The organism is Comamonas endophytica, from assembly GCF_023634805.2.
Lineage (GTDB): Bacteria > Pseudomonadota > Gammaproteobacteria > Burkholderiales > Burkholderiaceae_C > Comamonas > Comamonas endophytica.
Genome location: NZ_CP106881.1, coordinates 3,421,537 through 3,435,992, shown reverse-complemented (window position 1 = coordinate 3,435,992; position 14,456 = coordinate 3,421,537). Strand labels below are relative to the sequence as shown.

12 protein-coding genes are annotated in these 14,456 nt (G+C 69.0%); 1 reads left to right on the top strand and 11 read right to left on the bottom strand.

The genetic code is table 11. The features are described 5' to 3' along the window. Positions 1-57 precede the first annotated feature (57 nt). Genes M9799_RS15610 through mltG form a run of 4 tightly spaced genes read right to left on the bottom strand, consistent with a single transcriptional unit; the run spans position 58 to position 3,190 of the window. A complete protein-coding gene (locus M9799_RS15610; RefSeq protein ID WP_231042239.1) occupies positions 58-417 on the bottom strand; it encodes a PilZ domain-containing protein in 360 nt (119 codons plus the stop codon). 46 nt (positions 418-463) lie between these two features. Further along, positions 464-1,462: a DNA polymerase III subunit delta' gene (locus M9799_RS15605; RefSeq protein ID WP_231042238.1), complete on the bottom strand. Its 999-nt coding sequence runs from the start codon at positions 1,460-1,462 to the stop codon at positions 464-466. Continuing rightward, on the bottom strand, positions 1,459-2,136 hold the full coding sequence (gene tmk, locus M9799_RS15600; protein WP_231042237.1) for a dTMP kinase: 678 nt from the start codon (positions 2,134-2,136) through the stop codon (positions 1,459-1,461). The genes M9799_RS15605 and tmk overlap by 4 nt, the downstream gene beginning before the upstream one ends. A gap of 28 nt (positions 2,137-2,164) precedes the next feature. Then, on the bottom strand, positions 2,165-3,190 hold the full coding sequence (gene mltG, locus M9799_RS15595) for an endolytic transglycosylase MltG (RefSeq protein ID WP_377008460.1): 1,026 nt from the start codon (positions 3,188-3,190) through the stop codon (positions 2,165-2,167). 12 nt (positions 3,191-3,202) lie between these two features. Here mltG and ygfZ point away from each other — a divergent pair, with 12 nt between their 5' ends. Next, on the top strand, positions 3,203-4,120 hold the full coding sequence (gene ygfZ / locus M9799_RS15590; protein ID WP_340163024.1) for a CAF17-like 4Fe-4S cluster assembly/insertion protein YgfZ: 918 nt from the start codon (positions 3,203-3,205) through the stop codon (positions 4,118-4,120). 30 nt (positions 4,121-4,150) lie between these two features. On the opposite strand, the gene M9799_RS15585 is transcribed toward ygfZ, so the two are convergent. The 7 genes from M9799_RS15585 to M9799_RS15555 form a co-directional block, all read right to left on the bottom strand. Next, positions 4,151-5,008, bottom strand: coding sequence for a YbgC/FadM family acyl-CoA thioesterase (locus M9799_RS15585; RefSeq protein ID WP_231042697.1), 858 nt, complete (start codon positions 5,006-5,008; stop codon positions 4,151-4,153). Between the two features lie 6 nt (positions 5,009-5,014). Next, a complete protein-coding gene (locus M9799_RS15580; RefSeq protein WP_231042234.1) occupies positions 5,015-5,989 on the bottom strand; it encodes an alpha/beta hydrolase in 975 nt (324 codons plus the stop codon). Positions 5,990-6,100: 111 nt separating this feature from the next. Continuing rightward, on the bottom strand, positions 6,101-6,739 hold the full coding sequence (locus tag M9799_RS15575) for a hypothetical protein (RefSeq protein WP_231042233.1): 639 nt from the start codon (positions 6,737-6,739) through the stop codon (positions 6,101-6,103). 249 nt (positions 6,740-6,988) lie between these two features. Beyond that, positions 6,989-9,508 carry an AI-2E family transporter gene (locus tag M9799_RS15570; protein WP_422688603.1) on the bottom strand — a complete coding sequence of 840 codons (2,520 nt, stop codon included), beginning with the start codon at positions 9,506-9,508 and terminating at the stop codon, positions 6,989-6,991. 415 nt (positions 9,509-9,923) lie between these two features. After that, positions 9,924-10,748, bottom strand: a complete 825-nt coding sequence (locus M9799_RS15565) for an HDOD domain-containing protein (RefSeq protein WP_231042232.1) — start codon at positions 10,746-10,748, stop codon at positions 9,924-9,926. A gap of 56 nt (positions 10,749-10,804) precedes the next feature. Then, complete coding sequence (locus tag M9799_RS15560) at positions 10,805-13,156, bottom strand: Tex family protein (RefSeq protein WP_231042231.1); 2,352 nt, start codon at positions 13,154-13,156, stop codon at positions 10,805-10,807. A 158-nt stretch (positions 13,157-13,314) separates the two neighbouring features. Further along, the gene (locus tag M9799_RS15555; RefSeq protein ID WP_231042230.1) at positions 13,315-14,409 is read right to left on the bottom strand and encodes a papain-like cysteine protease family protein; all 1,095 of its coding nucleotides are present in this window, start codon (positions 14,407-14,409) and stop codon (positions 13,315-13,317) included. Between the last annotated feature and the right edge of the window lie 47 nt (positions 14,410-14,456).

Below are 14,456 nucleotides of genomic sequence, written 5' to 3'. Positions count from 1 at the left end.
AAGAATGCCGATCCACGGCCATGGCGCAGCGGATCGGCATGCGGGCAAGGCGCAGCGTCACACCGTCTGCGTGGCCTTGTCCCAGGCCAGGGCACTGCCCAGGATCTGCTCGATACGGGCCCGCAGCTGGCTGGATTTCTCGTCCGCGGGAAACTGGATGCCTATGCCCTGCGTTCGGTTGCCCGCGGCGCGCGCGGGCGTGACCCAGGCCACCTTGCCGGCAATGGGATAGCGCTGCGGGTCTTCGGGCAGCGTCAGCAGCACATAGACGTCGTCGCCCAGCCGGTACTCGCGCGGCGTGGGCACGAAGATGCCGCCCCCGGCGAAGATCGGGATATAGGCCGCGTACAGGGCGGCCTTCTCCTTGATGGCCAGCTGCATGACGCTGGGGCGCGGCGTGGTGGTGGTCTGGCTCATGGGAAGGGATGGTTCAATGGGGCCTGGAGCCGCGGGATGCACAAGCTCATGCCCTGGAGTTTAGGACGCTTCGGCCGCGTGCGACAAGCGCCTCGAGCATCAGGCCGGCGTTGAAGGGATGTTCCGCCGTGCGCTGCGCGGCCGTCAGCTCCCGGCTCCAGGCTGCGAGCTGCGCCAGCGCTGGCGGGGCGGGCAGATCGGCCGCGGCGAAATAGCGCGGCGCGGCGCCGCTGGCGCGCGCCATCTGGTCGTGGCAGATCTTCTGCAGCACGGCAATGACCTGCCCCGGTGCGAGATCGGCAAACGCCGTTGCATCGCCCTGCGCCAGCGCACGCGGCATCCGACTCCAGGCCTGCGCCGGCTTGCCGCTGCGCGCCAGCGCCAATGCATCTTCGGGGCGGCCGCCCGACGCCCTGAGGAAGGCCTCGGCAGCGGCGGGCTCCAGGCCCTGGGACTGCAGCCAGTCGCGCATCGCGCCTTCTTGCGGCCAGGCCATGGTGTGGATCAGGCAGCGGCTGCGGATGGTGGGCAGCAGCTGGTGCGCCGATTCGCTCGCCAGCACGAAGCGCACGTCGCCCGGTGGCTCCTCCAGCGTCTTGAGCAGCGCGTTGGCGGTGATGGCATTCATCTGCTCGGCCGGATACACCAGCACCGCCTTGCCGCGCCCGCGCGCGCTGGTGCGCTGGGTGAATTCCACCGCGTCGCGCATCGCATCGACGCGGATCTCGCGGCTGGGCTTGCGCTTCTTGTCGTCGATCTCGGCCTGGGCCTTCTCGGACAGCGGCCAGCCCAGCGCCAGCATCTCGGTTTCGGGCATCAGCACGCACAGGTCGGCATGGGCGCGCACCTCGATGGCATGGCAGCTGCGGCACTGCCCACAGGCATGGCCGTCGATGGGGCTCTCGCAGAGCCAGGCGCGCACCAGCTCGAGCCCCAGTGCGTACTGCCCCAGGCCCGAGGGCCCCTGCAGCAGCCAGGCGTGGCCGCGCTGGGCCAGCAGCGCCTGGCGCTGCGCCGCGATCCAGGGTGCGACTGCGGCGCTCATGCGCCGTCCTTGTCGCCGCCGGGGGCACAGGGCAGCCAGCCGCGGCCTTCGAACACTGCCTGCAGCTCTTGCCACACCAGCGTACGCGGGTGATTGGCATCGATGCGCGCGAAGCGCTGCGGCGCGGCTGCGGCGCGGTCGGCATAGCCCTGCGCAACCCGACGAAAGAAGTCCAGTGGCTGGGCCTCGAAGCGATCGGGCAGCCGCGCGTGCGACAGACGCTCGGCCGCGACTTCGGCCGGCAGGTCGAACCACACGGTGAGATCGGGTTCGCGCAGCTGCAGCGGATCGGGCGCGACGCCGGTCTGCACCAGGCGTTCGAGCTGCGCCAGCTGCGCCGTGTCGAAGCCGCGGCCCGCGCCCTGGTAGGCAAAGGTGGCATCGGTGAAGCGGTCGCACAGCACTACCTCGCCGCGCGCCAGCGCCGGCTCGATGACCTGGACCAGATGGTCGCGCCGGCCGGCGAAGGCCAGCAGCGCTTCGGTCAGCGGGTCCATGGCATCGCCCAGCAGCAGCGCGCGCAGCTTCTCGGCCAGCGGCGTGCCGCCGGGCTCGCGCGTGAGCACCACCTGGCGGCCCTGGGCGGCAAATGCATCGGCCAGGGCGCTGATGTGCGAGGACTTGCCCGCGCCATCGATGCCTTCAAATGAAACAAACAGGCCGGTAAGGCTCATCAAACTTCCTCGATCGGCGGGCGCTGGCTCAGCGCCCGCGCTGGTAACGGTTCACGGCCCTATTGTGCTCGTCAAGGGATTCGCTGAAATGGCTGCTGCCGTCGCCGCGGGAAACGAAATACAGCGCCTTGGTGGCCGCGGGCTGCACGGCCGCGATCATCGAGGCCTTGCCGGGCATTGCGATCGGCGTGGGCGGCAGGCCGGCACGGGTGTAGGTGTTCCACGGCGTGTCGGCGCGCAGGTGGCTGCGGCGCAGGTTGCCATCGAAGGCCTCGCCCAGGCCGTAGATCACCGTGGGATCGGTCTGCAGCGGCATGCCGATGCGCAGGCGGTTGATGAACACGCCGGCGATTTCCGCGCGGTCGCCCGCACGCCCGGTTTCCTTTTCCACGATGCTGGCGAGCACCAGCAGATCGTCCGGTGCTTTCAGCGGCAGGTCGGAGGCGCGCATCTCCCAGACCTGCTGCAGGCGCCGGTCCATGGAATGCAGCGCGCGGCGCAGCACGGCAATGTCGCTGCTGCCCTTGGCGTAGGTATAGGTGTCGGGGAAGAAGCGTCCCTCGGGCGCGATGCCGGGGCGGCCCAGCTCGGCCATCAGCGCCTCGTCGCTCAGCGCGGCGCTGTCCGGACGCAGGAATTCCTCGCGCGCCAGCGCCGCGCGCACCTGGCGCCAGTTCCAGCCTTCGACCAGCGTCAGCGCGCGCAGCGACTCCTCGCCGCGCGCGAGCTTCTGCAGCAGGCTGTAAGGGGTGGTGCCTGCGGGAATCTCGTAGTTGCCGGCCTTGATCAGGCGGTCCTTGCCCGAGACGCGGAACCAGGCGTAGAGCAGCCGCGCATCGGTCTGCACGCCGGCCTGCACCACATTGCGCGCAATGGCACGCGGCGTCGTGCCGGGCTCGATCTCCAGCTCCAGCACGGGCGCGCTCTGCGGCAGTGGATTGAGCAGCCACCAGGCGGCCACGCCACCGGCCAGCAGCGCCATCAGCAGCAGGAAAAGCAGTCCTTTGAAAAATCTACGCACAACCTTCAGCGCCCCATGAGAATGACCGGGCATCATAATTCACGCATGACCCAGTCCTTCCATGGCATAGCCCCCATTTCCCATCTTGGCGTGATCCGCGTGCAAGGCGATGACGCCGCCAGTTTCTTGCACAACCAGCTGACGCAGGACTTTGCGCTGCTGGATCTGCAGCACGCGCGCCTGGCGGCGTTCCTGTCCGCCAAGGGGCGGATGCAGGCAAGCTTCATCGGCTTCAAGCGCAGCGCCAGCGAAGTGCTGCTGGTCTGCAGCCTCGATCTGCTGCCGAACACTCTCAAGCGGCTGTCGATGTTCGTGCTGCGTTCCAAGGCCAAGCTCACCGACGCCACGGCCGAGTTCAGCTTGCATGGTCTGATCGGCGATGCCGTGGCTGCGGCCGGTGGCACGCCCCAGGCCCAACCCTGGGACAAGCAGGATCTGGGCGAAGCCAGCCTGGTGCACCTCTACCCCGCCGTCGGCCAGCCACGCGCGCTGTGGGTCGCCCCGCAGGGCACGCCGATCCCCCAGGCGCCCGCGCTGCCAGCCGAGGCCTGGCTATGGAGCGAGGTGCAAAGCGGCGTTGCCACGTTGAGCGCGCCGCTGTTCGAGCTGTTCGTTCCGCAGATGCTGAACTACGAATCCGTGGGCGGCGTGAATTTCAAGAAGGGCTGCTACCCGGGCCAGGAAGTCGTGGCCCGCAGCCAGTTCCGCGGCACGCTCAAGCGCCGGGCTTATCTGGTGCAGGCCGATGCGGCCTTGGAGCCGGGCATGGAAGTGTTTGCGGCCAGCGATGCGGAGCAGCCCACGGGGACGGTGGTGCAGGCCGCGCCGGCGCCCGATGGCGGGTGGGCGGGGCTGGTGTCGATGCAGATCGCTTCGGCGGGCGAGGCGCTGCATGCGGGCAGTGCCGGCGGGCCGGCGCTGACAGTGCAGCCCCTGCCCTACGTGCTGCTGGAAGATATCTGAGCCTGCAGGCAGGGCGCGCCGCGCGGCGGCTCAGAAGCTGCGCACCATCGTGATATGCGCGATGCCCGCCTCCTCGTAAGGCTCGCCCTGCACTTCAAACCCTGCACGCCGGTAGAAGCCCTCGGCGCTGCGCTGGGCGTGCAGCTGCACCTCGCGGTCGCCGCGCGCCTGCGAGGCCGCGACCAGCGCGTCCAGCACCTGGCGGCCCAGCGTGCTGCCGCGCAGGTCCTTTTCCACGGCCATGCGGCCGATGCGGCCCACGCCGGGTGAATCGGTGATCAGCCGGCCGGTGGCCACAGGCATGCCCAGGCGGTTGTAGAGCACCACGTGGCGCGCGGCCTCGTCGCGGCCGTCGATCTCGAGGGCCGGATCGATGCCCTGCTCGCGCACGAACACCTCCATGCGCAGCCGCATCGCATCGCGGCCCAGCAGGTTCCAGTCGCCGGTACGCACCTCGCCGATCGCGCGGCCGGCTTCGTAGTCTTCGATCAGGGTGCGCAGGGCCTGGGGCACGGGCCGTGAAGTCTGCGTGGCCGGGTCGGCAAAGACATAGACCAGTTCGACACTGCTGAGCAATGCCTGCCCGTTCCAGATGCCGATCTCGAAGCGCAGCGATGAATTGCCGATGCCGGCGCAGCGCACGCCGACGTCGAGCACATCGCCGTAGCGCGCCGACGCGTGGTATTCCACGGTGGCCTTCTTGACATACAGCTCGCCATTCAGGCGCGCGAAGCCGGTGTCATAGGGCACGGCCAGGGCACGCCAATAGGCGCTGATGGCCGTATCGGCATACATCATGTAATGTGCATTGAACACAATCTTCTGGGCGTCGACCTCGGCCCAGCGCACGCGCATGCGGTCGAAGCAGCGAAAGGATTCCAGGCGCAGCATCAATCAGTTCTCCATGTCGAAAGCCAGGCGCAGGGCGCGCGCGCAGTCCGCATGGGCCTGGCGCGCCTCGGGAATCGCGCGGCCCATCTTGATGAATTCATGCGTCACACCGCGGTAGATCTCCAGGTCCACCGGCACCCCGGCGGCGCGCAGCAAGTCGGCATAGGCCACGCCCTCGTCGACCAGCGGATCGCATTCTGCCAGGCAGACGAAGGCCGGCGCCACGCCCTCCAGATCGGGCGCGTTCAATGGCGCGAAACGCCAGTCCTCGCGGTCCTCGGGGCTGCGCACATAGTTGCCGAAGAACCAGTCGATGCTGTGGGCCTCCAGCACCATGCCGTGGGCAAAGCGGCGGTGGGAATCGGTGTCCTGGTGCGCGGTGGTGCCCGGATAGATCAGCAGCTGCAGCGCCAGTGCCAGGCCGGCATCGCGCGCCAGGAGGGCGTTCACGGCAGCCAGCGTGCCGCCGGCGCTGTCGCCGCCCACGGCCAGGCGCGCGCGATCGGCGCCCAGCGCCGCGGCGTTCGCGGCCAGCCATTGCAGCGCGTCCCAGGCGTCGTTGCTGGCGGTGGGAAAACGGTGTTCGGGCGCGAGCCGGTAGTCCAGCGAGACCACCATGCAGCCGGCCTGGCGCGCAAGTTCGCGGCACAGCACGTCGTGGGTCTCGATGCTGCCGATGGTGAAGCCCCCGCCATGCAGGTACAGCAGCGCCGGCAGCGGGCCTTCGGACGCGGGCGCGGGCGCATACAGCCGCGCGGGCATGGGGTGGCCGTCGCGCGCCGGCACCCGCAGTTCCTGCACCCGCGCCAGCGCGGGTTTGGCGATTTCAAGCACCCCGGCGCCGGCGGCATAGGCGGCGCGCGCGGCTTCGGGCGAAAGGCTGTGCAGGGGCGGGCGCGCGGCGCGCTCCATGCGGCGAATCACATCGCGCATCTGCGCGGTCAGAAGGGAGGAAGGGTCGGAATTCACGATCGGCATGGTGGCGGCCGGCGGCGGCTTGGCAAAGCCCACCGGCGCCGGCCTGGGCAACGGAGTCGCCCGCCATCATGCCCGAAGCCGCGCTGCCTGCGCGGCAACGCGGCAGCCTCTTCAGCGGCAGCGGCGCTCGAAATTCACCGCTACCGGGCTGGAATAGCCGTGGCCCAGCACGACGGCAACGCCTTCGTAGACGCACCGATCGCGCGGACTGTAGCCAGGCCGCGGGAAGGGACGGGGTCCGCCGAAGCCCGGACGTGGATCGGCGCCAGGGCGGGGATCGAGATCCGGCCGCGGATCGAACCCGGGCCGGGGCCCGAATCCGGGTAGGGGGAGGTGGTCGGGATCGGGATCGGGGTCAGGGGTGGGCCCGGTGCCCGGAAACGGCCGCGGCGGCCATTCGGGAGCCGGGCCGGGCCCCGGGCCGGGCTCGGGCTTGGGCCAGGGGCCGGGGCCTGAACCGGGCGGCCGCGAACTGTCCCAGATGCGGAATCCGGCCGTGTGGTGATAGGCCCCGAGCCCGCTGCAATCCACGCCGATGCCCAGCGGCGTCTGCAGCTTGGGCGTGGTGATGGCATCGAGCGAGATCTGGTGCGGCCGCATGCCCAGCCGGTGGGCGATCTCGTTGGCCATCAGCTGCTTGATGCGGTTGGGATTGGTCGGCGCAATGGTGCAGGCGATGCTGGAGGCCGTCGCCAGCGTGGCGGCCGCACCCACCAGCGCCACCGCGAGATGGCGAAGTTTCGTTTGCATATCTTTTTCTCCTTGGAGTCAGGAAACTGGACTTGGCTTGACGCGCGGGCGTCATCTGGAGTATGGGAAGCCCCAACCTCCGGGGGAGAAAAAGAACTGTTGCCGGCATTGGCATGGGTTGGCGCCGCGCGTGCACGGGAAAGCCGTTTGCAGGACGCCCTCCCCTGGCCCAGGACATGGCGCGCGGATTGCGGGCCATGGCGCGGCAGTTGCCGGGCCGTGCGCCCTGTGCAACAGCTGTGCAGCCGCTCAGACCAGCGCCGGGCCGGGCGAGGGGCCGAGCAACGGGCCGGACGGCTGCCCGTCGGCCTCATGCCGGGTGCCCGAGTCGGGCGGCGGCGGCACCTCGGCGCTGGTCGAGAGCGTGGCCTGCAGCTGGCGCGCCATGTCGTGCAGCAGCGCGAACTCGCTGGCGGCCAGGCTGCGCGGCTGGGTGTCCATGATGCAGAAGCTGCCCAGCACCATGCCGTGGCGGTCGCGCAGCGGCACGCCGGCATAGAAGCGCACCTGCGCCGCCTGCAGCATCGGGTTGTCGGCGAAGCGCGGATCGCGCGCGATGTCCTCGACCTGCAGGTCGTTGTCCTGATGCACCACATACGAGCACACCGACAGCGCGCGCTCCAGGCCGTTGGCTTCGCCGGCGCCCCCTGCCGGCGGCAGCAGCGTGCCGGGGGTGTGGACCCAGTCGGCATCGACCAGCGAGACCTGGGCAAAGGGCACGTGGAAGGCATTGGCCGCCTGCACCACCATCTCGTGGATGTCCTCCGTGTGGCTCGGCTCCAGCCAGCCGCTGGCCTTGAGCGCCACCACGCGTGCCGCGTCGCCCTCGCCCACCGGCGCCGCGCGCGGGCCGCCAGGCGTTGGCGCCAGCAGCGCATCGCAGCGCAGCAGCAGCTCGCGCACGCTGGTGGCGATGGCATCCACACCCAGCTGCTGCGCCGCGTTCTCGGCCAGCAGCTCGGGCGGGGCATTCCAAAGCGCCAGCACGATGCGCAGGCCGGGCCAGCGCCGGCGCAGCCGCCGGCAGATCTGGCGCACCTGGGCCTGGGGCTGGGGCGTGAAGACGGACAGGCACAGCAGCTCCGTGTCCTGCCAGTTGCGCTCCTCCGGCGCCTGCATGCGCGCCGTCAGCGCATGCGGCGAATGGCTCACGGCCTGGCCGCCCAGCGCCAGCGCATGCGCCATGGCGGTGGCCGCCAGCGCGTCGACTTCCCAGCGCGCGCCCACGCAGTGCACGCGGGCGCGCCGTGCCGGCGCGGGCGCGGGTTCGGCGGCGCGCGCCGGATATTGTTCGGCCAGCTCGCCCAGCAGCAGGTCCATGCCCTGGGCCAGCCGCAGGCGGTGCGCCGCCGTGGCCGCGCCGGTGTGGTGGCTGGTGGCCACGCGCAGGGCCGGCATCACCACGTCGTCGTACAGCCGCGTCACCGCGTCGCTCACCTGCCCCGGGGTGGACTTGGCCGGCACCAGCGCCTCCACGGTATCGGTGCACAGCTCGATGGCCTCCTCCACGTCGCCTCCGAGCAGGCGCTGGTACAGCCGATGCGGCGCGTCCAGCACCGGGGCGTTGCCCAGCAGCACCTCCATGAACTGCAGCGCCGGCAGGTAGCGCCCGAGCACCAGCAGGCACACCGTGAGCGGAGTGGACAGCATCAGCCCCACCGGGCCCCACAGCGCGGTCCAGAACGTGGCCGACACGATGATCGAGATCGTCGACAGGCCGGTGCTGGTGCCATAGAGCCAGGGCTCGATCACGTTGTTGCTGATCAGCTCCAGCAGCAGGATCAGACCCAGCGTCCAGAGAAACATGTTCCAGCCCGGATCGACGGCAAAGGCCAGCGCCAGCGGGAACAACGCCGAGATCATCGGCCCCACATAGGGCACAAAACGCATGATCGCTGCCACCACGCCCCACAGGATGGCCCCGGGCACGCCGATGAACCACAGGCCGACGGCCATGGGAACGCCATAGCTGGCGTTGACGATGAACTGCATGCGCAGGTAACGGCCGATGCGCTGCGACGCCTCGTCGAGCGCATTGGTCGCCAGGTGCAGGTTGCCGCCCATCAGCCGTATCAGCCGGTCGCGCAGGTCGTCGCGGTCGAGCAGGATCAGCACCACGAACAGCAGCACGATGCCGGCCATCAGCACCGGTTCGCTGACCCGGTCCAGCCAGGCCGTGAACTGCGCCAGCGGCTTGAGCTCGGTGGGCTGGATCTCGACGCGTTGCACGCGCGGCGCGGGCTGGCGCCCGCTGGGGCCGACGATTTCCTTCTCCACCGCGTCGTAGGTCTTGCGCGCGCCGTCCCAGACGCTGGGGCCGCTGACGTACTTATGCAGCTCGCGCAGCTTGGTGCGGATGGTGCTCTGGTAGGTCGGCAGATCGGCACTGAGCTGGCTGACCTGGTTGGTGAGGTAGGCGCCCATGCCGCCCAGCGCGCACAGCGTGATGGCCACCACCACCAGCGTCGCGCCCATGCGCGACAGGCCCCAGCGCTTGAGCCGGCTCACGGCTGGATCGAGCAGGAAACCCAGCAGCATGGCCAGGGCCAGCGGCACCAGCAAGTCGCGTCCGAAGAACAGCGCGACGATGACCAGCGCCGCGATCAGCATGCCTACCAGCATGCGCAACGCCGGCAGCATGGCCGCCAGCTGGGCGAAGACCGGCGCCTCCACCGTGGTGGTCTGCGGCTCGGCGCGCCTGTTGCCTGGCTGCAGGCCGGGCGCCGGCCGTGAGGGAGCTGCTGCAGGCTCGGGGAATTTGTCGGGCATGGGTGGGAAACTGGTGGAGGGAGGACGCGCCAAGCGCCATTGCATCCCAAAGCACCCGAGCTGCCTGTCAGCCGGCACCGCGAAACGCCTCGCCAGGCCCGCGCCGGCGCCAGGCAGCCCTCAGCGCCTGGGCGGGGGCACGGGCCAATGCACGTGTACGCACACGCCCCGGCCAGGCAGGCCCGGGGCGTACGCCAGCCGCGCGCCGACACGCGCCGCATGCTAGGCCATGCCCTGCAAACCCTCTGCTTCAGCGTGAGCTGCCATGCCGTGGCCCGGGCGTGCCGCAGCACATTGCTGACGGCCTCCTGCACGATGGAGCCGAGATGCTGCGCGGCTTCACCCGCGACCCGACGCCGCTCTACGACCGGGGGCCGGCGCAGGGGAGCCGGCAGGCCAGCCCCGCGCCGCGCGTTCAGTGTGCCTCGGCCTGCATGCCCGGCTGCGACCAGTCGATGGGCTCCTGCTGCAGCACCATGTCGATGTCCAGCCCCAGCGCCAGCGCGGTTTCCGCGGGAAAGCTCACCGCGAGCTCGCGCTCGCCAAGCGCCGCCAGGCCTGCGCGCGCGCGCCACACCGCCAGGTGCAGCAGCCCGGCCAGGGGCTCGCTGGCCGCGCCCTGCAGCGGCTGGTGCATCTGCGCCAAGCCATCGGCCAGCGCTGCCGGCCAGTGCCACTGCCGTGCCAGGGCCGCCGTCACCTGCGCATGGTTCAGGCCCCAGGCCGCCTGCTCCTCGAAGGCACGCTCGGGCGCCAGGGGCGCGCAGCGCACCTGCAGCGCCGCCGCCTGCTGCGGCGCGCGCAGATGGATGACGCACAGCCCCAGCGCATGCACCAGCCCGGCAGCGTAGGCATGCGAGGGGCTGTAGCGCACCATGGCCGCCAGCGCGCGTGCCATGCGCGCGGTCTCGAGGCTGTAGCGCCAGAACTGCGCCAGGTCGATGCCGGGCACGGCGCGCGCGCCGCCGCCGCGCCGCGCCGCGGCCACCAGCGACTGCAGGCGCGCCGGCGCCACCACCACCAGCGCCTCGGCAATGCCGCCGATGCGGCCAGGCAACTGGTACAGCGGCGCATTGGCCTCGCGCAGCAGCTGCGCGGCGAGCTGCGGGTCGGTGGCGAACAGCTGCGCCAGCCGGCGCAGGCGCGGCGCCGGCGCCGCCAGCTCGGCGCTCAGCAGCGCCACCGCGCGCGGCAGGCTTGGCAAGGCAGGCGGCGTGGCCAGCAGGTCCTTCGGATCCATGGCGTGGTGGCAATGAAAGGATGGGGCCATTATGGAGGGCCTCCAGGGCGCTCGTATTACTTGCCGCGGCCCGGCTGCAGCTTGGCAAACGCCGAAGCCATCGCGCCTTGCGGCGCCGGCTCGCTGCGCCGCGGCGCGGCGTAGCCGCGGGCCGCGCCCTCGAAGCGGTTGTCGCGCGGGCCGTCGCGCCGCGCGGGCGCGGCGTCGAGCTTCATGGTCAGGCTGATGCGCTTGCGCACCACATCGACCTCGAGCACCTTGACCTTGACGATCTGGCCGGTCTTGACGACCTCGCGCGCATCGCCGATGTACTTGTGGCTCATCTGGCTCACGTGCACCAGCCCGTCCTGGTGCACGCCCAGATCGACGAAGGCGCCGAACTGCGCGACGTTGCTCACGGTGCCCTCGAGCGTCATGCCCTCCTTGAGGTCCTTGATGTCGTCGACGCCCTCGTTGAAGCGCGCCACGACGAAGTCCGGGCGCGGGTCGCGCCCCGGCTTCTCCAGCTCGCCCAGGATGTCGCGCACCGTGATCGCGCCGAACTGTTCATTGGCGAACAGCTCGGGCTTGAGCGTCTTGAGCGTGTCGGCGCGGCCCATGAGTTCCGTCACCGGCTTGCCGGTGGTGGCGATGATGCTTTCCACGACCGGATAGGTCTCGGGGTGCACGCCGGTCATGTCCAGCGGGTTGTCGCCGCCGCGGATGCGCAGGAAACCCGCGCTTTGCTCGAAGGTCTTGGCGCCCAGGCCGCTGACTTCCAGCAGCTGCCTGCGGCTCCTGAAACTGCCGTTGGCATCGCGCCAGCGCACCACCGACTTGGCCACGCTGCCCGACAGGCCCGACACGCGCGCCAGCAGCGGCGCGCTGGCGGTGTTCAGGTCCACGCCGACCGAATTCACGCAATCCTCGACCACGGTGTCAAGCGTGCGCGCCAGCTCGCTCTGGTTGACGTCATGCTGGTACTGGCCCACGCCGATGCTCTTGGGGTCGATCTTCACCAGCTCGGCCAGCGGGTCCTGCAGGCGCCGCGCGATGGAGGCCGCGCCGCGCAGGCTCACGTCCACATCGGGCATTTCCTGCGAGGCGAATTCACTGGCGGAGTAGACCGAGGCCCCGGCCTCGCTCACGACCACCTTCTGGATGCTGCGCTCGGCCTTGGCCATCAGCTTGATGAGCTCGCCGGCGAGCTTGTCGGTCTCGCGGCTGGCGGTGCCGTTGCCAATGGCGATCAGGTTCACGCCATGCTTGTCGCACAGCTTCGCCAACGTGTGCAGCGCGCCGTCCCAGTCCCGGCGCGGCTCGTGCGGGTAGACGGTGGCGGTGTCGACCAGCTTGCCGTTGGCATCGACCACGGCCACCTTGACGCCGGTGCGGATGCCCGGGTCCAGCCCCATGACGGTGCGCGCGCCCGCGGGCGCGGCCAGCAGCAGGTCGCGCAGGTTGTCGCCGAACACCTTGATCGCGACCTTCTCGGCCTCCTCGCGCAGCCGCGAGAACAGGTCGCGCTCGGTCGACAGGCTCAGCTTCACGCGCCAGGTCCAGGCCACGCACTTGCGCAGCAGGTCGTCGGCCGGCCGCTTGGCGTGGCTCCAGCCCAGGTGCAGCGCGATCCGGCCCTCGGCCAGGCTCGGCTGGCCGGGCTCGGGCTCCACGGGCAGCACCAGCTTGGCTTCGAGGATCTCGAGCGCGCGGCCACGGAACACCGCCAGCGCGCGGTGCGAGGGCACGCGGCCGATGGGCTCGTCATAGTCGAAATAATCGCGGAACTTCGCCACCTCGGGGTCGTTCTCGTCCTTGCTCTCGACCTTCTTGCTGCGCAGCAGGCCCTCTTCCCAGAGCCACTCGCGCAGCGACTGCACCAGCTGCGCATCCTCGGCCCAGCGTTCGGAGAGGATGTCGCGCACGCCGTCGAGCACCGCCAGCGTGTGCGAGAAATCCGGGCCGGGCTTGCCGTCGTCCAGCAGCGTCGCCGGGCGGCAATAGGCCTGGGCTTCGGCATGGGGGTCGAGCGTGGGATCGGCAAACAGCTTGTCGGCCAGCGGCTCGATGCCGAACTCGCGCGCGATCTGGCCCTTGGTGCGGCGCTTTTGCTTGAAGGGCAGGTAGATGTCCTCAAGCTCCTGCTTGGTCGGTGCGGCGGCAATCGCCGCGCGCAGCGCATCGGTCAGCTTGCCCTGTTCGTCGATGCTCTTGAGCACCGACAGGCGCCGGTCTTCGAGCTCGCGCAGATAGGACAGCCGGGCTTCGAGCTCGCGCAGCTGCACGTCGTCCAGGCCGCCCGTGGCCTCCTTGCGGTAGCGCGCTATGAACGGCACCGTGGCCCCGGAATCGAGCAGTTCAACGGCTGCGACGACCTGCTGCTGGCTGACTTTGATTTCTGCGGCAATTTGCCCGATGATTTTCTGCATGCGCTACCCGCCCCGCGGCGATGGATCAAGTAAAGCCTTCGAGTGTGCCATAGGAGGCAGCACCAGCGACCAGACAGCCGGGCCACTACGGCCGCAAGCCTTGCGCCTGCGACCGCTGGGGCAAGCAGGTGCCATCGCCGCCGGCCACGCTCCGCCGATCACATCGTATCGGCGAAATCCTCGAGGCTCTTGAGCCAACTGTTGCCGATGGCGAAACCCGTGGCAAGCAAGCCGACACCCAATCTGTCGATGATGCCGGACGACGAATCTGCATCATGCCTTTTCCCGAAACCACCGGCCGTGTCGTCAGCATGCGCATCGGTTTTCCTGAAAGCGGTCAACGGCGCCTTGCCGACATCCTGCGCCCAATCCAGGTGGGAATTGAAATCCGCCAAACTGGCCGAACGGTTTCCCAGCAAAGGACAAAATATATCGACGCGATCGAACATCGTGTTGACGCCATGAACGATCACGAAATGACCGGTGAGTTCACACAGCAATGGTCCGTTTTTCAGCCCCGCCCGTATCTGTTCGGAGGTGTAGCCATCATGTTCGTTGGCGTGCAAAGGCAAGCTGGTCAATCCTTTGCCGCGCATTTCCAGGACCAGTTCGTCCTTATCGATACCAGCAAATATATTGCGTGAATTCGTGGCTGGCGCGTAATCGACGCCATGGTAGGCAAGGATCATGTTCCGGCTGGCTTCGCCGCAGGCGTTGGCGCGCTCCTGCTTCAGTCCGACGAAGTCCACATGCACCGTCGCATCCTCATAGAACCGCTGCTCCATGGCTTGCGAAAAATCGGGATGGTTCATGAGATCTGACAAGATCATGTCTCGCATCGAGGCCAGGCTCACGCCGTCAATCTCGATTTTTTCTCCGCTGGCGCAATCCACCAGTCGCAATCCGCCATTGGGCATGTCGGATATTTCGTAATCTCTGTTGTCGATCTTCAGCTCCACAGGAATATCCGGAGCATCAGGATTCCACTTGACAAGAGCCTTTCCCAGATCAAGAAGTGCATTTTTCGTCTCCGAAGCAACGTCATTCTTGTAAGCACCATAGATGCCTAGCGTGATCACATTGATTATTTTGTCGAGCGTCGTCTTCAACGGCTTGAACAGACTTTCGCTGGAAATCTGATGGGCGCCTGCCGCTGTCAATGCCTTGCTTAAAGGAGCAATGCTCATATCTGCTTCCGTTTCGTTGAAATGGATGTCTGCACCAGGATTTTCGTTCGCGACGCCGTGTTGCATGCTCCTACCGCGAGCGGCCGAAGCGGCCAGCGCGAGAGCGTGTAAGC